Annotated in this window: 17 protein-coding genes; 11 read left to right on the top strand and 6 right to left on the bottom strand. The window is 59.9% G+C overall.

All coding sequences use genetic code 11. The annotated features are described in order from the left end of the window. Window positions 1-25: 25 nt before the first annotated feature. From OK142_RS05980 to OK142_RS05960, 5 genes are all read left to right on the top strand, one after another. Window positions 26-394 carry a hypothetical protein gene (locus tag OK142_RS05980; protein WP_003493916.1) on the top strand — a complete coding sequence of 123 codons (369 nt, stop codon included), beginning with the start codon at window positions 26-28 and terminating at the stop codon, window positions 392-394. Further along, window positions 394-936 (top strand): flagellar basal body-associated FliL family protein, encoded by a 543-nt coding sequence (locus OK142_RS05975; RefSeq protein ID WP_003493918.1) that lies wholly within the window; start codon window positions 394-396, stop codon window positions 934-936. The genes OK142_RS05980 and OK142_RS05975 overlap by 1 nt, the downstream gene beginning before the upstream one ends. 201 nt (window positions 937-1137) lie before the next feature. Continuing rightward, window positions 1138-1812, top strand: coding sequence for a WecB/TagA/CpsF family glycosyltransferase (locus tag OK142_RS05970; RefSeq protein WP_498681607.1), 675 nt, complete (start codon window positions 1138-1140; stop codon window positions 1810-1812). A 114-nt stretch (window positions 1813-1926) separates the two neighbouring features. Further along, window positions 1927-3714, top strand: a complete 1788-nt coding sequence (locus OK142_RS05965; RefSeq protein WP_498681605.1) for a GumC domain-containing protein — start codon at window positions 1927-1929, stop codon at window positions 3712-3714. 77 nt (window positions 3715-3791) lie between these two features. Then, the gene (locus OK142_RS05960; RefSeq protein WP_216330712.1) at window positions 3792-4691 is read left to right on the top strand and encodes a bifunctional methylenetetrahydrofolate dehydrogenase/methenyltetrahydrofolate cyclohydrolase; all 900 of its coding nucleotides are present in this window, start codon (window positions 3792-3794) and stop codon (window positions 4689-4691) included. A gap of 207 nt (window positions 4692-4898) precedes the next feature. Here OK142_RS05960 and OK142_RS05955 read toward each other — a convergent pair whose 3' ends face one another. Beyond that, the gene (locus OK142_RS05955; RefSeq protein ID WP_313613819.1) at window positions 4899-5924 is read right to left on the bottom strand and encodes a LacI family DNA-binding transcriptional regulator; all 1026 of its coding nucleotides are present in this window, start codon (window positions 5922-5924) and stop codon (window positions 4899-4901) included. A 275-nt stretch (window positions 5925-6199) separates the two neighbouring features. On the opposite strand from OK142_RS05955, the gene OK142_RS05950 reads away from it, so the two are divergent. The 6 genes from OK142_RS05950 to OK142_RS05925 all read left to right on the top strand — a co-directional run bounded on the left by OK142_RS05950 (window position 6200) and on the right by OK142_RS05925 (window position 13242). Next, on the top strand, window positions 6200-7561 hold the full coding sequence (locus OK142_RS05950; protein ID WP_498681601.1) for an ABC transporter substrate-binding protein: 1362 nt from the start codon (window positions 6200-6202) through the stop codon (window positions 7559-7561). 105 nt (window positions 7562-7666) lie between these two features. Then, complete coding sequence (locus OK142_RS05945; RefSeq protein ID WP_498681599.1) at window positions 7667-8680, top strand: carbohydrate ABC transporter permease; 1014 nt, start codon at window positions 7667-7669, stop codon at window positions 8678-8680. Window position 8681: 1 nt separating this feature from the next. Next, window positions 8682-9842, top strand: a complete 1161-nt coding sequence (locus tag OK142_RS05940) for a carbohydrate ABC transporter permease (RefSeq protein WP_498681598.1) — start codon at window positions 8682-8684, stop codon at window positions 9840-9842. Between the two features lie 37 nt (window positions 9843-9879). Continuing rightward, window positions 9880-11535 carry a beta-galactosidase BglA gene (gene bglA, locus OK142_RS05935; protein ID WP_498681597.1) on the top strand — a complete coding sequence of 552 codons (1656 nt, stop codon included), beginning with the start codon at window positions 9880-9882 and terminating at the stop codon, window positions 11533-11535. A gap of 20 nt (window positions 11536-11555) precedes the next feature. Further along, window positions 11556-12644, top strand: a complete 1089-nt coding sequence (locus tag OK142_RS05930; protein WP_498681595.1) for an ABC transporter ATP-binding protein — start codon at window positions 11556-11558, stop codon at window positions 12642-12644. Window positions 12645-12885: 241 nt separating this feature from the next. Beyond that, entirely contained in the window at window positions 12886-13242 is a 357-nt protein-coding gene (locus OK142_RS05925; RefSeq protein WP_498681745.1) for a hypothetical protein, read from the top strand. Between the two features lie 342 nt (window positions 13243-13584). On the opposite strand, the gene OK142_RS05920 is transcribed toward OK142_RS05925, so the two are convergent. From OK142_RS05920 to OK142_RS05900, 5 genes are all read right to left on the bottom strand, one after another. Then, a complete protein-coding gene (locus tag OK142_RS05920) occupies window positions 13585-14949 on the bottom strand; it encodes a metallophosphoesterase (protein ID WP_498681593.1) in 1365 nt (454 codons plus the stop codon). A 216-nt stretch (window positions 14950-15165) separates the two neighbouring features. Further along, window positions 15166-16986 carry a phosphogluconate dehydratase gene (gene edd, locus OK142_RS05915; RefSeq protein WP_003493942.1) on the bottom strand — a complete coding sequence of 607 codons (1821 nt, stop codon included), beginning with the start codon at window positions 16984-16986 and terminating at the stop codon, window positions 15166-15168. A gap of 110 nt (window positions 16987-17096) precedes the next feature. After that, on the bottom strand, window positions 17097-17795 hold the full coding sequence (gene pgl / locus OK142_RS05910; RefSeq protein ID WP_137037122.1) for a 6-phosphogluconolactonase: 699 nt from the start codon (window positions 17793-17795) through the stop codon (window positions 17097-17099). Between the two features lie 11 nt (window positions 17796-17806). Beyond that, on the bottom strand, window positions 17807-19282 hold the full coding sequence (zwf, locus tag OK142_RS05905) for a glucose-6-phosphate dehydrogenase (RefSeq protein WP_216330726.1): 1476 nt from the start codon (window positions 19280-19282) through the stop codon (window positions 17807-17809). 138 nt (window positions 19283-19420) lie between these two features. Continuing rightward, window positions 19421-19771: a hypothetical protein gene (locus tag OK142_RS05900; protein ID WP_137037123.1), complete on the bottom strand. Its 351-nt coding sequence runs from the start codon at window positions 19769-19771 to the stop codon at window positions 19421-19423. Between the last annotated feature and the right edge of the window lie 24 nt (window positions 19772-19795).

Here is a 19795-nt window from a genome sequence, read left to right as displayed (position 1 = left end):
GAAAAATCGTAACGAGGAGACAAGCATGGACCTTATGTCGAACGACCACCGCATCAAATCCGTTCTCGGCCGTCTTGAAATGATCATCGACAACGAGAACGATAATATCGGTAAGGACCCCCAGTTCGATTTCAAGGTCTCCAATGCCCACAAGAGCCGCTGCCTCTATGAGTTGACCATGCTCTTCCGCGATACGCCCCATGAGGAAATCGCCGCCGGACACCTCGATCAGGTGCAGGGCATCAAGTCCAAGCTCGCAACCAATGCCAGCCGCGTCGAGGCGCATCTGAATGCGGTTCGTGCTGTTGCGGACCTGCTCAAGAACGCGATCCAGGAAGCCGATACGGACGGCACCTATTCGCAGGAACAGTTCATGTATGGTGCCGCCTCCTGATGTTGAAGCTTCTTCTCACCGGCGTCTGGGTTTGCGCCGTCACGCTCGGCGCGGTGTATTTCTCCGTCCAGATGGCGACAGCACCCGCGCCGGGGGATGAGGCGGGGGCCAAGAAGGCCAACCTGCAACTGGTCAAGGGTGAAAGCATCACCATTCCCGTCATCAACGATGGTGGCGTGAACGGTTACTTCCTCAGCCGCATTTCCCTGCGTGTCGACAAGGAAAAGATGGCGAAGATCGAACTGCCGGCCACGCAATTGATGACCGATGAGTTGTTCACGCTTCTGGCGGGTTCCTCCATGGTCAACATCGCCAATATTTCCACCTTCGATCCCGAGGCCTTCAAGCAGCGCATTCGTGAAGGGCTGAACAAGAAGCTCAACGACGAAGTGGTCGAAGATGTGTTGATCGAACAGCTCGATTACCTGTCGAAGGCCGACATTCGCGAGCAGAACGGCAATGGCACGCCGCGTTCGGTCAAGCTCGTTGAAGGCGAGAAGTCCGAGGCGGGAAAAGAAGCCGCCGCCGCGCCGAGCCATTGATGCTGCGGGCACGTATCCCGTGCCCACATCATGATTGCGGCCCCGGGTCTGGTTAATCGTCCCTTACCATTTCGCGTGACATTCGAGAGGTTGCTTTCAAGGTAACTTCAACCTGCACCTGTATAAACAGATCCATGAGCCGCGATCCCGCAAACCTTGCGAAGGATCGGAGGCAATGGGTTTGGCAATCGGGGGTTGGCAATGAATTTCGCGGCAGGTTTTGCACAGCCGGGATCGCAACGGAATATCCACGGACTGCGTGTCTGTGATCTCGACTGGAATGGGGCGCTGGAACTGGTCAGCGGCAGGGCTTCGGCCTGCGACGGGCACACGATGCTCTCCTTTCTCACCATCGAGAAGGCGAAGCTTTCTTCCAGAGACATTGCTTACCGGCAGATCCTGGAAAGCTGCCTGCTTCTGCCGCAGGGCAAGGCGATGCATAACGCCGCTCGCGCGGAAGACGGCAAGCCTCTGCCCGTCGTCATCGATGGCGTGGCGTTCACCATGGCGCTTCTGACCTATATGGCGGTACCGAAACGGATCGGTGTTGCCGGCGACGATGCGGCGCAGGTCGGAGAGGTTCTGGCCAAGCTGCGCGCGCACGCGCCATGGCATGATTTCGTGATGCTGAACCGGGATATGTCTGGCGTAAAGGTGGATGTCCTGCTGGCCGGCATGCTTAGGGAAGATCAGGAAAGGTGGCTGCACCACACTGTCAGCCGTGACGATGCGCGCGTCGCCATTGCGGTTGGCCCCTTATTCAAGGTTCTGTCATCCGAAGTGGCCGGCATGCCGGAAATCTTCCGCAAGCTGCATATGAGCTGGCTCTACAGCCTTTGCGCCGAGCCATGGCACATCGCGCTCGGCAAGGGCTGAGAAAAGGTCGCCAAGATTGGCGTTAACCATTTGTTTGCCACGATCCTTTAACCTCTCGTAAGGTTTTGACAGTCGCCCGTTGCGGGCGGCGCCGAGCGTGGCAGACGGCTTCAGATGGTTGATCATAATCCGGATATGATGGCGACACGCCCTTACGAGGATGATGTCGCCGTGCCCGCGTCGCAATGGCGCAAACATTGTCTGCGGCTTCTGACCGCCGGTTGCGTGGCCGCCGCCACCGTGGCGGGTGCAGCGCTTCCGCTCATGCTCATTGATTCCGGTTTTCGCGGTTATGTTTCTCAAGCGCATGTCGAGGTGACCCAGAGCAGCTATGATGCGCCGGATTCGGCCCGCTTCCTTGCCATGGCCCGCCGCACTCTGCTCTCACCCTCCGGACTGGACCGGGTCACCGCCGACCTCAAGCTCAAGCCTGCCGATATGGTTGGCGTTCGCAATCAGGGCGAGCTTGGCCTGCTTCTCGACCTTCTGACGGGGGCGGACGCACGGCCGCTTTCGCCGCGAGAAGCGCTCAATGGCGCGGTCGGTGAGGCGATCCGGCTGGAACTGACACCGGATGAAAATACGCTGATCGTGACCGCCAAGGCCGCAACGCCGGAAGCCGCGATGCGGCTGACCGACTATCTCTCGATGCGGATCATGGCGGACGGCAAGGCAGGCACCATGACGCCCGCCATGCGTGAGACGGAGAGGGCGCGGACCCGACTGGACGAGGCGGAAGCGGCGGTGAACGGCTTCCAGATACGCCACGGCGACGCCGTCCTGTCGGAAGTGCAGCAGCTTGAGCAGCAATTGCGCGACGTCAATAATAGTCTTGCGGCGGCGACGCAGCAGCAACAGTCGCTCCAAGTGGATCTGGCGGCAGCTTCCACCCTCAAGCCGAATGACCTGTGGTCGAAGCCGTTGCCAACAGGGATAGCTTTTTCCGCGCTTGAAGATATCAGGCAAAGACATGCCAGTGCCAGCATGGCGCTTGCCGGCGTCTCGGTCGATTACGGGCCGAAGCATCCGCGTCGCATTGCCGCCCAGAATGGGGTGGATGCCGTTGAGGCGCTGGCCGCCCCGGCGCTCCGCCAACTGGTCGACGGTTTGCGGACAGATGAGAAACGCATCGCCCAGGAAATCGCAACAGCGAATAGCGAACGCACCAGATATCTCGACCGCCTGAACGGCCTCGGCATCGCTCCCGGCGAACTGTCCAGATTGCAGGGTGAGCTGGAAACGGCGAGGAATGCCTATCTGGAGGCAAGCGAGCGTCGCGATCTCGCTTCATCCGCCACACCCGCCATTGAAACCCGTCTTGCTAAGAAGGCCGGACCGGGTGAATTGTCGCGCGATCTGACGCAAGCTGCGATGATGGCGGGCGGCGGCGCCTTGATCGGCCTGCTGGGCAGCCTTTATCTCCTGAGCTACCGCCGCCACGATGAGGAAGAGGCGGCCGCGCCGATCCTCGAAAACGACGAACAACTCCCGCTCGCCATGGAAGCGGACGAGGAATTCCGACAGGAGCAATCCCCGCAATTTGCCGAGTTCGAGCCAATCGAGCCGGATGTGTTCCACGATCTTGAAGGACTTGCCGCAGATGGCGATGTCGAACCAGAGGATGCTTTCGCCGATTATTACACCGACGCGGCGAATGACACCGATGATATCCCGCTCGATGAGCGCGTACGGCAGGTGCTGATGGGCAACCGCACCTTCAGAACCGCCGACCAGGCGCCGCCTGAGCTTCCGTCTCTGTTGAATGAAGCCCTTGCCGGACACTTCGATCACGAGCAGGCCGAAGCCGAGGAATTGGCGGAATTGAGACGCGAGTTGGCGCTCTTGAGGGAGCGTCTCGCCGATTACGCCGACCATGGCGATGACTACCGCAAAACTGCCTGACGACGCTGCATTTTTGCTTGCATTCCTGCAAAGTCGGCACCATACGGGGCCAACGTAATCCAGCAGGAGCAGAACGCATGGCAGTTGTGATTGACGGGAAGGCGAAGGCGGCTTCGGTCGTCGAGGAAGTCCGCAAATCGGCAGAAGCGCTTGAGGCGGAAAAGGGCGTGAAGCCCGGTCTCGCGGTTGTCATCGTCGGCAATGATCCGGCCAGCCACGCCTACGTGAACTCCAAAAGCAAGATGGCCAAGCAGTGCGGTTTCAACTCCGTTCAACACACGTTGCCGGAAGAAACGACGCAGGACGCGCTCCTCAAGCTGGTCGGCGAATTGAACGCCGATGCCTCCATCCACGGCATTCTGGTACAGCTTCCTTTGCCGAAACACTTCAATTCCGATGAGATCATCCAGTCGATCCTGCCTGAGAAGGATGTGGATGGCCTCAGTGTTCTGAACGCGGGCAAGCTGGCGACCGGCGACCTCGCCACCGGCCTCATCTCCTGCACGCCGGCTGGCGCAATGCTCCTGGTGCGCGGCATTCATGGGGACGATCTTTCCGGCCTCAATGCCGTGGTCATCGGCCGCTCCAACCTGTTCGGCAAGCCGATGGGCCAGCTTCTCCTCAATGCCAATGCCACGGTGACGATGGCGCATTCGCGCACGAAGGATCTCGCCACCGTCTGCAAGACCGCCGATATTCTCGTGGCGGCGGTCGGTCGCGCGGCGATGGTGAAGGGCGATTGGGTGAAATCCGGCGCGACTGTCATCGATGTCGGCATCAACCGCATTCCGGCTCCGGAAAAGGGTGAAGGCAAGTCGAAGCTGGTCGGCGATGTCGCCTTCGACGAGGCAAGTGCCGTGGCCGCCGCCATCACACCCGTGCCGGGCGGTGTCGGCCCGATGACGATCGCCATGCTGATGGCCAACACCGTCATCGCCGCCCATCGTGCGCTGGGTCTGACCGCGCCGAAGTTCTAGAGCGCTTCCAAGGATTTTGTTTCAGCGTATCCGACATAAAGATCAGGGGCGGTGCGTCGGTAGAGAATCTTATTTTTCTGATGCGCGCTCCTCCTCATTCCTGTGACAAGCACAGGAATGAGGGTGCGCCTGTGCGAGACGTCCTGTGTTGCGCATTGATTGTGTTCTATTTCAACCGCACACTCCAAATAGATTGAGACGGGCCAGCTACGCTTTCGGAGCCGGCCCCGTCGAAGCGCGCACCACAAGTTCCGCCTTCCAGAGCTCCTGATGGGGTTCCGTCTGGTTGAACTTGATCCGGTTGATCAGGCGCTGGCCCACGCGCACGCCGGCCGCCCTGAGTGACGAGCGGGTGGTGGTCAGCGGTACGGAAAAATTGTCCGGCTTCAGCAGCGGCAGCACGTCGTCATGGGCGATCAGCGAAATATCCTTGCCGGGTTTTAAGCCGCGCTGGTTGAGCGAACGGATCGCGCCGAGCGCAAGCGCGGTACTGGCGCAGAGAATGGCGGTCGGCTTTTCCGGCCGGGACAGCAGCGCTTCCATGCCGAGATAGCCTTCCTCGTCGGTCATGCTGCTGTGCCGCTTGTTGTTCGCATGCAACGTCAGGCCATTTGCCGAAAGCGCCCTTTCCACCCCGAGACAGCGTCGGTAGGTGAAATCATAACCCTCCGGGCCATTCAGCAGCCCGATCCGCGTATGGCCAAGCTGGAGGAGAAGCTGGGTCGCATCACGGAAGGCGCCTTCATTGTCCACGTCGAGATAGGGATAATCCTCCTCCACGCCGATGGAGCGGCCATGGACGAGGAAGGGCAGGGAGAGCGATTGCAGCATGGCGATGCGGGGATCGTTCTTCTTCATATAAGCGAGATAGATTCCATCGACGCTGCCGCTTGCGGCGAGCCCCCGCAGGGCTTCGCGTTCCTTTTCCGGCTCTGTCGGCATGATGACGAGATGAAAGCCGCTGCGCGATGCTTCCTCGCCGAGACCGCTCAGGAATTCGCCGAAATGCACGTCGGAACGATGGTGTTCGCCAATCGGCATGACAAGCCCGATGGAACCGACCTTACCCGTCGCCAGCCGTTGCGCTGCGGCATTGGGGCGATATCCCGTCTTTTCGGCAGCCTCCATGACGCGACGGCGCGTTTCGGCGCTGACCTCGGGATAGCCGTTGAGCGCCCTGCTGATGGTCGTCTGCGAAATGCCCAGCAGTTGCGACAACTGTTTCAGGTTCATGTCTCTCATTTCCTCCATGCGTGCGCTCTGGAAACGGTAAAACCTCTCCCCAGGCTTCCAAAGCGCTTTAGATTTTTACCAGCCTCCGCCGCTTTTCTCAATCGAAAACGATAGCCGCCTTTCTAAATAAATATGATTATTCACGAGGCTCTGCAACGTTTCCGCAGAAAGAGCCTCTTGACTCCTTCTTGATGACAATGAGATGAATAGGCAGCCAAAGCGCTTTGATTGAGCGAGGACGCTTTGAGCCTTTTATGTGATGGGAGGTAAATCACATGCAGAAGACTCTTTTGGCGACGGCGGCTTCGATCATGCTGCTGTCCGGTGCGGCCTTTGCCGCTGACCTTAAATTCGCGCCCGGTGAGGACGCCAAATTCAACTGGAAAAGCTACGAGGACTTCAAGGCGGCCCATGCCGACCTGAAAGGCCAGACGCTGACGATTTTCGGACCCTGGCGCGGTGAGGACGAGGCCCTGTTCCAGACGGTGCTTGCCTATTTCGCTGACGCGACCGGCGTGAATGTCCGTTATTCCTCGTCGGAAAATTACGAGCAGCAGATCGTCATCGATACGCAGGCGGGCTCGCCGCCCAACATCGCCATCCTGCCGCAGCCCGGCCTTCTGGCCGATCTCGCGGCAAAGGGTTTTCTGGTTCCGCTCGGCGATGACACGGCCAAATGGGTCGAGGAAAATTACGGCGCGGGCAAATCCTGGGTCGATCTCGGCAGCTACAAGGGCAAGGATGGCAACAAGGCCTATTTCGCCTTTCCCTTCAAGGCGGACGTGAAGTCACTCGTCTGGTACGTGCCCGAGAACTTCGAGGAAGCGGGCTACAAGGTGCCCGAGACCATGGAAGACCTGTTCAAGCTGACGGACCAGATCGTCGCCGATGGCGGCACCCCCTGGTGCATCGGTCTCGGCTCTGGCGGTGCGACCGGCTGGCCGGCGACCGACTGGGTGGAAGACCTGATGCTGCGCACGCAGCCGCTCGACGTCTACCAGAAATGGACGACGAACGAGGTCAAGTTCACCGATCCGGCCGTGGTCGAGGCGATCAACGAGTTCGGTAAATTCGCCAAGAACGAAAAATATGTCAGCGGCGGCGTCGCGGCCGTGGCCTCCACCGACTTCCGCGACAGCCCCAAGGGCCTCTTTGACATTCCGCCGAAGTGCTATCTGCACCATCAGGCGTCGTTCATTCCGTCCTTCTTCCCCGAGGGCACCAAGGTGGGGACGGATGCGGATTTCTTCTACATGCCGACTTACGCGTCCAAGCCTGATCTCGGCAAGCCGGTTCTCGGCGCTGGCACGCTGGTCACCATCACCAAGGAAGCGCCGGCCGCCAAGGCTTTCGTTGACTTCCTGAAAACCCCGATCGCCCATGAGGTCTGGATGGCGCAGTCCAGCTTCCTGACCCCTTATAAGGGTGTGAATGTCGATGCCTATGCCAATGAGCAGATGAAGCGGCAGGGCGAAATCCTGACGACCGCGACAAGCTTCGGTTTCGATGGTTCCGACCTGATGCCCGGCAAGATCGGTGCCGGCGCATTCTGGACCGGCATGATCGATTTCGTCGGCGGCAAATCCGCCGATCAGGTCGCGAGCGATATCCAGAAGGCCTGGGACGGCCTGAAGTAACGATATCGGATCAGGCCCGGCGGTTTGCCGCCGGGCCCTTACCAACGGCGCTGCCCCGACGACCGCATAAATCAGCGCGGCGCGGAGAGGATCAAGGGAGGGAACATGGCTCAACAACTCGTTTCGGCCATCGGCGTGATGGTGGCGGGGGTCTTTGCCTGCGCTGCCTATTACTGGCTATCCGACAAGGTGCTTCAGGCGATCTTTCCGGTCCGCTCGGGAGACGTGCTGGAGGCATCCCGCAACCTCAATCGCCGCGCGGCGGTCCGGCCCTGGCTGTTCATCGGCCCGGCTTTGATCCTCCTGCTGGTCTATCTGGTCTACCCCGTCATCGCCACGCTGATCCTGTCTTTCTATGACCGGACTGGCAGCGAATTCGTCGGTCTCGCCAATTATCGCTGGGCGTTTTTCGATGCCGGTTTCCGGCAGTCGATCTTCAACAATATCCTCTGGCTGGCCGTAGTGCCGGCCGCCTGCACCTTCTTCGGTCTCGTCATCGCCGTCATGACCGATCGCATCTGGTGGGGTAACATCGCCAAATCCATCGTCTTCATGCCGATGGCGATCTCCTTCGTCGGCGCCTCCGTCATCTGGAAGTTCATCTATGAATACCGTGCCGAAGGGCAGGTGCAGATCGGCCTCTTGAACGCGATCGTCGAGTTTTTCGGCGGCAATCCCGAAGTCTGGATTTCCATGCCCTTCTGGAACAATTTCTTCCTGATGATCATCCTCATCTGGATCCAGACCGGTTTTGCCATGGTCATCCTGTCGGCGGCGCTACGCGGCATTCCGGAAGAAACCATCGAGGCGGCCGTCATCGATGGCGCCAATGGCTGGCAGATCTTCTGGAAGATTATGGTTCCGCAGATCTGGGGCACCATCGCCGTCGTCTGGACGACGATCACCATTCTCGTGCTCAAGGTTTTCGACATCGTGCTGACCATGACCAACGGTCAATGGAACACCATGGTGCTCGCCAATCTCATGTTCGACTGGATGTTCCGCGGTGGCGGTGACAGTGGCCGAAGTGCGGTCATCGCGCTCATCATCATGGCGGCCGTCACCCCCATCATGGTCTGGAACATCCGCCAGGCGAACCGCGAGATGGAGGGCCGCTGAGATGAATATTTTCAAACGCCTTCGCCGCGTCGGCCTGCCGCGCCTCATCGTCCATGCCAGCGTTCTGGTCGTCGTGCTGCTCTGGCTCCTGCCAACACTCGGCATTCTAGTGAGCTCGCTGCGCGACAAGGACCAGATCACGGTCTCCGGCTGGTGGACGGCCTTTTCCAGCTCGGAACAGACGGCGGCGGTTCGTCTCGCCGATGCTGCCGCGCAGAAGCAGGACGGCAGCCGCTATGTCATATCAGGCAATGTTTTCGAAAACGGACAGGGCGGCAAGGTTGCGGCCTTCGGCGTTCGCGTACAGGAGCCCACGGCGTTCAAAGCCGGCGAGGCGGCCGATATCGGTGACGGCGAAACATTGCTCGTCAATACGGACGGCACCTACGAATATAGCAAGGCCTCGAGCTTTGAAGGCTCTCGCGGCAAGCGCGTTTACATCTCCGTCGCGACGCCGCCCGTCTTCACGCTCGACAATTACCGCACGGTTCTGACCTCGGAGGGCATCGGCCAATCCTTCGTCAACTCGCTGACCGTCGCCGTGCCGGCAACCGTCATCCCCATCCTCATTGCCGCTTTTGCCGCCTATGCGCTGTCATGGATGAGTTTTTCCGGCCGCAATCTGCTGATTGCCATGGTGGTGGGCCTCATCGTCGTGCCGCTGCAGATGTCGCTGATCCCGCTTCTCAGGCTCTATAATGAAATCGGCACCATCTTCGGCGTGCCGTCCAAGACCTATGCCGGCATCTGGCTGGCACACACCGCCTTCGGCCTGCCGCTCGCCATCTATCTGCTGCGCAACTATATTTCCGGCCTGCCGAAAGAGATCATCGAAAGCGCCCGCGTGGATGGCGCGAGCGATTTTGAAATCTTCGTCAAGATCATCCTGCCGCTCTCCTTCCCGGCGCTCGCCTCCTTCGCCATCTTCCAGTTCCTGTGGACCTGGAACGACCTGCTCGTCGCCATGGTGTTCCTCGGTACGCAGAAGGACGAGCTGGTGCTGACCGGTGCCTTGAACGCGCTGCTCGGTTCGCGCGGCGGCAACTGGGAAATCCTCACCGCCTCCGCCTTCGTCACCATCATCGTGCCGCTTGGCGTCTTTTTCGCCCTTCAACGTTATCTCGTGCGAGGCCTGCTGGCAGGCTCCGTCAAGGGAGGCTGATTATTCCATGAACGCCCATACCAGACAGGACACTTCCATGACCGCTTCGGTGACTTCCGCTTTGACGCCCAACAAGGACTGGTGGCGCGGCGCCGTGATCTATCAGATTTACCCGCGCTCCTATCAGGACTCCAATGGCGACGGCATCGGCGATCTCAAGGGCATCACCGACCGGCTGGCGCATATTGCCGGTCTCGGTGCGGACGCCATCTGGATTTCGCCCTTCTTCACCTCGCCGATGAAGGATTTCGGTTACGACGTCTCGAACTATGTCGATGTCGATCCGATGTTCGGTACGTTAGCCGATTTCGACGGGCTGATTGCAGAGGCTCACCGCCTCGGTGTTCGCGTCATGATCGACCTCGTCATGTCGCATACGTCAGACCAGCATCCGTGGTTCGTGGAAAGTCGCGCCAGCCGCAGCAATCCGAAATCGAACTGGTATGTCTGGTCGGACAGCAAGCCGGACGGCACGCCGCCCAATAACTGGCTGTCGATCTTTGGCGGTTCCGCCTGGCAGTGGGATCCGACCCGCATGCAATATTACATGCATAACTTCCTGACCTCGCAGCCGGACCTCAACCTGCATAATCCGGAAGTTCAGGAAGAGCTGCTGAACATCACCCGCTTCTGGCTGAAGCGCGGCGTCGATGGTTTCCGCCTCGACACCATTAACTTTTATTTCCATGACCTTGAGCTGCGCGACAACCCGGCGCTGGCGCCGGAGCGCCGCAATGCCTCCACCGCGCCTGCGGTCAATCCCTATAACTTCCAGGAGCATCTCTACGACAAGAACCGCCCGGAAAATATCGCCTTCCTGAAGCGCTTCCGCGCGGTGCTGGACGAGTTCCCTGACATCGCCGCCGTGGGTGAAGTGGGCGACAGCCAGCGCGGTCTCGAAATCGTTGGCGAATATACCTCCGGCGATGACAAGATGCAGATGTGCTACGCCTTCGAATTCCTGGCGCCTGACGCGCTCACCCCGCAGCGTGTCGCCGATGTGCAGGCGGATTTTGCCAAGGCCGCACCGGAAGGCTGGGCCTGCTGGGCCTTCTCCAACCACGATGTCGTGCGCCATGTCAGCCGCTGGGGCGAGCATGTCGAAGATAAGGACGCCTTCGCCAAGGTGCTTTCGGCGCTGCTGATGACGCAGCGCGGTTCCGTCTGCATCTATGAGGGTGAAGAACTCGGCCTCACCGAAGCGGATATTGCTTTCGAGGACTTGCAGGACCCCTACGGCATCCAGTTCTGGCCGGAATTCAAGGGCCGCGACGGTTGCCGCACGCCGATGGTGTGGGATGCCGGTCATGCACAGGCGGGCTTCTCGACGTCGGACAAGACATGGCTGCCCATTCCGGCCGAGCACAAGCAGCGCGCCGTCAGCGCCCAGCAGGGCAACGAGGCATCCGTGCTGGAGCATTACCGCCGGTTCCTGTCCTTCCGCAGAAAGCATCCCGCTTTTGCCAAGGGCGACATCGAGTTCCAGCCGGTGGAGGGGGATGTGCTGAGCTATATCCGCACGCTCGGCAACGAAACCGTTCTTTGCCTTTTCAATCTGTCCGCGACAGCTGCAAAGGCGACGCTGCCGGAAGGGAACTGGGAGGTTCTCGAAGGCCACGGCTTTGCAGGCGGTCTTGAAGGCAGAAGCGTAGAACTTCCGGCATGGGGCGCATTCTTCGCCCGTTACGCCTGACAGATGAGGGAGGAACACCCATGACCAGTCTCGTTCTCAAGGATATCCGCAAATCATACGGGCAGGTGAAGGTTCTGCACGGCATCGATCTGGAGATAGAACAGGGCGAATTCATCGTTTTCGTCGGCCCCTCAGGCTGCGGAAAATCGACGCTGCTGCGCATGATCGCCGGTCTGGAGGAAATCACCGGCGGCGAGATGTTTATCGATGGCCAGCTGGTCAATGAAATCCCGCCTTCGCGGCGGGGCATCGCCATGGTGTTCCAGTCCTATGCTCTTTATCCGCATATGACAGTTTACGACAACATGGCCTTCGGCATGAAGATCGCCAAGGAAAACAAACAGGAGATCGACCGCCGCGTGCGCGCCGCCGCCGAAATCCTGCAGCTGACGCAATATCTGGAACGTCTGCCGAAGGCTCTGTCCGGCGGCCAGCGCCAGCGCGTCGCCATCGGCCGCGCCATCTGCCGCAATCCCAAGGTCTTCCTGTTCGATGAGCCCTTGTCGAACCTCGATGCCGCGTTGCGTGTCGCAACCCGCATCGAGATCGCCAAGCTCAACGAGCAGATGGCCGATACGACGATGATCTACGTCACCCACGATCAGGTGGAAGCGATGACGCTGGCCGATCGTATCGTCGTTCTGAATGCGGGACGGGTGGAACAGGTCGGCGCGCCGCTCGAACTTTACGAGAAACCGGCCAACCTCTTCGTGGCGCGCTTCATCGGCTCGCCGGCCATGAACATCATCGCAGCGAAGATTACGGGAACCGGGGAACGGACCTCCATCGAACTTACCGGCGGCAAGGCGCTTGCCGTCAATGTTCCCACACCTGCATCCGAGCAGGGAAAGGCTGCAAGTTTCGGGGTCAGGCCTGAAGATTTGAGCATCGTCACCGGTGATGACTATCTGTTCGAAGGCAAGGTTTCGATTGTCGAGGCCTTGGGCGAAGTGACCCTGCTTTATCTTGAAGCACCCAAGGGGCAGGAGCCGATCATCGTCAAGGTGCCCGGCATTGCTTCCGTCGGCAAGGGCCAGACCCTGCGTTTTGCAGCGCCGCAGGAGAAGCTCCATCTCTTCGACGCCGACGGTAAAACCTACCGCAGATAATTGCCCGCCAGGTCAGGAAAAAGCCCCGGACATTCGCTGTTCCGGGGCTTTTTAACGACCTTTTGTCACTGTGGAAAAACGCCGGAAATGTCCCGCTTCCGGTCTGTTTAAGACCGCGTTGTTAGGAATTGTTAAAGACTATGTCCTAATCTCGGAGGTGTTGATAGAGCATGGGAGTCCGGGCGTGCAGAGCAGTGCGGGTGTCATCAGGAACAATTACCTGAGCAAGGAAGAATCCTTCATGTACGACCGCGAAGGCCGGTTTCGCATGGAAGATACCATGAATGCGGCGCGCATCGAATATACCGAAAAGGCCGTCATGCACATGGCCGCTCGCCGCTGCGACGTCATCCGTATCTCCCAGACCGAGGCCGTGCTGGCGCTGCTGACGAAATACAATATGCCCAACCAGTTCTATCTGGATATTCCCGACGCCCGCATCACCAAGATCGGCTGCGTGCTGTTGCGCGTCAACGCCAACAACACCATCCATGTCCGCTTCCTGCGCATGTTGACGCAGAAGGAACTGGACCGCATTTTCGTGTTCAGCACGCATCCGGCGCATAAGGACCGGAAGCTCGACATCCGGTCGTTCTGAAGGCCGCTCCAATGATTGGCGAGACGGTGTGACCGGTCATGTCGGTCGCTCGCCTCGGACGCATCACGATACACGATACAAAGTTTCGATTTGCCGCTGGGTATCCACCCTCATTCCTGTGCTTGTCACAGGAATCCAGCCGACGCGCGTCTGCGCGGAGGGATGAGTCCTTTCAGCCCAAGGACTTGGACTGGCTAGATTCCTGTGACGAGCACAGGAATGAGGATGGAGGAGCACGCACCACAAAAAATCAAGCTTCTCGCCCGACGCACCCGTCTTGAACCTTGGTGTACAGTGAGGCCGCATCTCCACCTTTAAATCTGCGCACCGCTGCGAATTGCGTTACGAAAGCCCGCCCAGAACCGTCTGCTTCAGCTTCACTTCAGGCACTTCCGCAAAAACAAGATCGCTGCGGCCGAAATAGGATTTCTGGTTGGTGGCCGACCAGTCGTTGCAGACCAGCCTGTAGCGCTCTTTCGTTTCCGGTTTCTCCGGCATGGCGTAAAGATAATCGCCGGTCCGGTCGGCAAGTGCAATGTCGCCATCCTGGTTGCATCGCTTGAGGATGTGCTGAAGTACCGCGCCATCCACTTCCGTCACCATCAGCTTGCCGTCGAAACGCAAAGAGGCGTTGAAATCGTAGCGGCGAATATCGCCCTCGGGCAGGCCCGCGCCGAAGGAGGTGTGACCGATGAAGCCGACATCCGCGCCGGTTTTTGCGGCGATGAGCTGCGCCACATGGCGGCCGGCCTCATCGACGGTCATCGCTTTTGCGGATTTGCCGACGACTGCCCGCTCTTCCGCCGTGAGGTGCTTTTCGAGCGTCTGCTCGATCAGGCTCTTGAGAGCGGGGGAGGCGGGAGCGCCACGATCGATTGCAACGGTCTCGATGGCCGCAGCCTTGCCAGGAGCCGTGATCGTCGCGACCGTCATGGAAGTGCACCAGGAGCCGGTGTGGACATAACGCGTGGCGCCCTGTTCATGCACGAAATTCAGGTGGTCGTGGCCGCCGATGATCAGCGTACCATCCGGCAGCAAAGGCAGGATATCACGGTCGGCGACGACGCCGGCATGGCTCAGAACAATGTTGATCGCGCCCTGCTTGACGATCCCCGGCAGATTGGCCTTCGCCCATTCCACCGGCTGCGGAATGTCCAGCATCTCGCGCGTGGCCTTCGGATAGGTATTGATCGCATTGGTGGCGAGGCCCGCCACGACGATCTGTTGGCCACCAACGCTCACCTCGGCGCTGGCAGGTGCATAGGCGGTGCCGCTGCGCTTGTCGATGATGTTGGAAAGAACGGTGATGCCGAGTGCCTTGGCGCGGCTGACGAAATTGGCGAGATCATTGTCGATATCGGGTTCGTGGTTGCCGATATTGATGACTGTGGGGGCAAGCTTGGCGAGCGCCGCCAGGAACGTCCACTCGATTTCGCCGGCGGAACGCGCGGCCACCGCATTGCCGATCTCGAACAGGTCGCCATTCAGAAGAATGACATGAGGCGTCTTGTCGGCAGCCATGTGCGTTTCGATGGCCGCGAGAAGCTGGCCGATGCGCTCATAGGCGGAATGCAGATCGGAGATGACGATTGCACGCAGCGCCACGTCCTGTGCCATCGCTGCCCTTGCCGCCACCATCAGCGGCAGCAGGGCGGTGCCTGCCATAAGCTTCAGCACATCGCGGCGTTTGCTCGAGAAAATCGTCATGTCAGGCCCCATCATCCGAAACTGCACCGCCGTCCCGCGGCCGGCTGAGAAGGCCCTAAAGGGCGATCATCACAGCCGCATGACAAGTCTGACGTTTAAGACATGGGAAATAAAGCGGTTTCTGCGCCAGCTCTCGGGCGATGAGAGGTGCATTCAGGCGATGCCGCAAAGTGGGTTGAAAGGCGAAAGCCGCACCCGGCCTTCGCCCATCAAAAATCAATGGAACAGAACGCTGGCGCCCTGATCGGCTGGACCGGCATTGCGGCGGAAGGGGGCGAAAAGCTCGCGGCCCATGCCCCATTCATTGCCCGAGAGATCAGCGCGTGCCGGTTCACGTTTTGCCAGTTCGGCGGCAGGCACGAGCACTTCCAGCGTTCCGGAAATGGCGTCGAGGCGGATGATGTCGCCGTCCCGGATGAGCGAGATCGGACCGCAATCGGACGCTTCCGGCGTGACGTGGATGGCGGCGGGCACCTTGCCGGAAGCACCGGACATGCGCCCATCCGTCACCAGCGCCACCTTGAAACCGCGATCCTGCAGCACGCCGAGCGGCGGCGTCAGGCGGTGCAGTTCCGGCATGCCGTTGGCCTTTGGTCCCTGGAAGCGAACGACGGCGATGAAGTCGCGGTTGAGCTTGCCGTCCTTGAAGGCGTCCTGAAGTTCCTGCTGGTCGTTGAAAACGATTGCGGGCGCTTCGATGATGTGGCGTTCGGCCTTCACGGCGGAGATCTTGATGACCGATTTGCCGAGATTGCCGGTCAGCATCTTCAACCCGCCGGTCGGCTGGAACGGCGTCTCAATGCTGGCGAGGACCTTAGGGTCGTGGCTCTGCTCGGGGGATGGCTCGCGCATCACCGCGCCGTTTTCATCAAGCTTGGCGTCCACGGTGTAGGCTTCGAGACCCTGTCCGAAAACGGTGCGCACATCGTCATGCACGAAGCCCTGTTTCAAAAGCTGCTTGATGAGGAAGCCCATGCCGCCGGCGGCGTGGAAATGGTTCACATCCGCAAGACCGTTGGGATAGACGCGGGCGAGCAGCGGCACGGTATCCGAAAGGTCGGAAATATCCTGCCAGGTGAGGATGATGCCGGCCGCGCGCGCCATGGCGATCAGATGCATCGTGTGGTTGGTCGAACCACCCGTCGCATGCAGGCCGACGACGCCGTTGACGACAGACCGCTCGTCGATCATCTCGCCCGCCGGGGTAAATTCGTTGCCCTGCGCGGTGATGGCAAGCGCCCGCTTGGTGGCCTCGCGCGTCAGCGCATCGCGCAGCGGCGTGCCGGGATTGACGAAGGACGAGCCGGGCATATGGAAACCCATGATCTCCATCAGCATCTGGTTCGAATTGGCCGTGCCGTAGAAGGTGCAGGTGCCGGGACCGTGATAGGATTTGGATTCCGCTTCCAGAAGTTCGGCGCGGCCGACCTTTCCTTCGGCATAAAGCTGGCGGATGCGCGATTTCTCGTCATTCGGCAGGCCGGATGTCATGGGGCCTGCCGGAACGAAAACGGCGGGCAGATGGCCGAAGGCGAGCGCCGCGATGACGAGGCCGGGCACGATCTTGTCGCAGACGCCGAGATAAACGGCGGCGTCGAACATGTTGTGCGACAGGCCGATGCCGGCCGCCATGGCAATGGCGTCGCGGGAAAACAGCGAAAGCTCCATGCCCGGCTGGCCCTGGGTCACGCCGTCGCACATGGCCGGAACAGCGCCCGCCACCTGCGCGATGCCGCCCGCCTGCTTTGCGGCGTCACGAATGATCGCCGGAAAGGTCTCGTAAGGCTGATGCGCCGACAGCATGTCGTTATAGGCGGTGATGATGCCGAGATTGGGAACCCGGTCGCCGGCAAGGATATCCTTGTCGGCGGGGGAACAGACCGCAAACCCATGCGCCAGGTTGCCGCAGGAAAGCACGGAACGGTGAACGCCTTTCGAAACCTGCAGCCGCAGCCGTTCGAGATAGGTCTCGCGGTAGGGCTTGGAGCGTTCGACGATGCGGGCGGTAATGGCCTGAATGCGGGAATCGGCGGACATGAGCGTTCATCCTGTTCGTTGGTCGGCAACCGGCGATCCGGGAGGTGAGCGGCCGGTTGTCGAGTTTCAGTCTTGTATGTTGGGCGCTTTCGCGCGGCAGCCGCGTTGGCTTATGGCGCCCAGTATATATCCACGGGCGTTTCGGCCCGGTTCAGCACGGCGCGGATCGGCATTTCATCCTCATCCTCGCCCGACTGTGCTTTCTCGAGCGTCGCTTTCTTGGCGGCGCCTTCGATATGCAACACCAGAAAACCGGCATCATGCAAGCTGGAGAAATTGAACGTCAGCCGTTCTTCTCCCGCGGTTTCCGCCGCCATTGTCAAAACGCCGCGCGGCTCGTCGAGGTCGAGCGCCTCGTAGAGATTGTCGCCGCCGGGAAAGAACGACGCCGTGTGGCCATCCGTTCCCATGCCGAGCACCACAACGTCAAACGGGTCGCAGATCGCTTCGGTCTTGACCGTCGCAAGCGTGGCCGCATCTTCCGGCGAGGCCGCCGGCTGGTAGAGCGGCACGAAATAGGCAGCCTTCGCCTTGTCCTGCAACAGGTTCTCGGCAACCAGTCGATGGTTCGAGCGGTCGCTTTCCGGGGGCACGAAGCGCTCGTCCACCAGCGTTACGCTGATGTTGCTCCAGTCCAGATCATGCCGGGAAAGCGCCTGAAAGAACAGCTTGGGTGTGGAGCCTCCGGAAACGGCGATGCTTGCCGTGCCGCGCTCCTGCGTTGCCGCCGAAAGATGGGCGGCAACCTCCGTTGCGAGCGCCGAAGCGAGATCGGCGGTGCTGTCGAAGACATGTAATGTCTCACTCATCTCCGTCATCCTCAATCTCCGTCGTGCCAGGTGCGGCCATCGCGCTCGATCAGCGCGATGGAGCCGCTCGGACCCCAGGTTCCGGCGGTGTAACCCTGCACGCCCTGCGCCAGATCTTCCCAGCTCTTGAGAATGGGGTCGACCCATTCCCATGCCGCTTCCACTTCGTCGCGGCGCATGAACAGCGTCTGGTTGGAACGGATGGTATCCATCAGCAGGCGTTCATAAGCGTCCGGGCTGCGCACGTTGAAGGCTTCGGCAAAGCTCATGTCCAGCGACACCTGGCGCAGGCGCATGCCGCCCGGGCCGGGGTCCTTGATCAGCAGCGACTGCTTGACGCCTTCATCGGGCTGCAGGCGGATGACCAGCTTGTTCGCCTCGATCTTGCCAGCCGCATCGTCGAAGATCGAGTGCGGGATCTGCTTGAAGGTGACGACGATTTCCGAAACGCGGGTCGCAAGGCGTTTTCCGGTGCGGATGTAGAAGGGAACGCCAGCCCAGCGCCAGTTGGCGATTTCGGCCTTGATGGCAACGAAGGTTTCCGTGTTGGAAACGCCGCCTTCCAGCTCTTCCAGATAGCCCTTTACGGGACCACCGGCGGAAGCACCGGCGCGGTACTGGCCGCGAACCGTCTGCTTTTCGACATTGCTGGTGTTGATCGGCTTGAGAGACCGCAGAACCTTGAGCTTTTCGTCACGCACGGCTTCCGCATTCATGGACGCGGGCGGTTCCATGGCCACGAGGCAAAGCAATTGCAGAATGTGGTTCTGCACCATGTCGCGCAGGGCGCCGGCCTTGTCGTAATAACCGGCGCGGCCTTCGAGACCGACCGCTTCGGCGACCGTGATCTGCACGTGGTCGATATGGGCGGAATTCCACAGCGGCTCGTAGAGCGCATTGGCGAAACGCAGCGCCATCAGGTTCTGCACCGTCTCCTTGCCGAGATAGTGGTCGATGCGGAAAATCTGCTCTTCCTTGAAGACGTGACCGATGGTGTCGTTCAGCTCCTGCGCGGAAGCAAGGTCGCGGCCGATCGGCTTTTCAACGACGATGCGGGTCGAGCGCGTGATCAGCTTGTGTTCGCGGATCTTGTCGGCGATATCGCCGAAAATGCCCGGCGCGACGGCCAGATAAAAGGCGCGAACGCGCTCCTTGCCTTCGTCCAGAAGCTTCTTCAGCACGTCCCAGCCATTGCTGCCCTTGGCGTCGACGGGAACATAAAAAAGCCTGTTCAGGAACACGGAAACCTGGGCGTCGTCGTATTCGCCGGTCTTCAGGTGCTCCTTCAGCGCGTCCTGCGCGAATTTGCGATATTCCTCATGGCTCATGACCGAACGCGAAGCGCCGATGATGCGGGTCGGCTCCGTAAACTGGCCTTCGACCTGACGGTGATAAAGGGCCGGCAGAAGCTTGCGCTCCGCCAGATCGCCTGTGCCGCCGAAAACGACACAATCAAAAGCTTCAACAGGAATGATCTGACTGCTCATATCGATACTCTCGATCTTCAAGGGTTGGGGCATCCATAATCTAATCGATTTAAAAATGCCAGTCTCAGTTATGTGAAATTATGAATTTTGGTTTCGCGGGACGGAACCCCCGCACCGATTGTCATTCAGTGATGCCGGCTAGAAGGCAGGTTTTTTGAACAAGCCCTTTGCCGGCGGCGGAACGGAAAAAAAGAAAAGAACGATAATCGCTGCAATTTTTACCATCCATGATCGCGGTGATGGCTCATCGACCTTGTGCGAGGCATCTATACTGTCCAGCAGCAGCTTCGCATCATGTCTTTGCCGTTCCGGTACCCGGATTTCCATGCCTCCGAAAGCGACCGTCATATGCCAGTTTACGGAAACAATATGGGCAGAGGGAACGGTTGTGTGGATGCCATAGGCGCGCAGAAACGAACAGGTGACGGCGGTTTCCGCCATCCCGTAACCGGTCGCAATCGTTACAAGCCTGTCGTTAGGTCTTTCCATCTGATCTCCAGAAGTGGGGCGGAT

Source organism: Agrobacterium sp. BT-220-3 (assembly GCF_025910175.1).
GTDB lineage: Bacteria > Pseudomonadota > Alphaproteobacteria > Rhizobiales > Rhizobiaceae > Agrobacterium > Agrobacterium oryzihabitans.
This window is presented reverse-complemented; position numbering and strand designations above follow the sequence as displayed.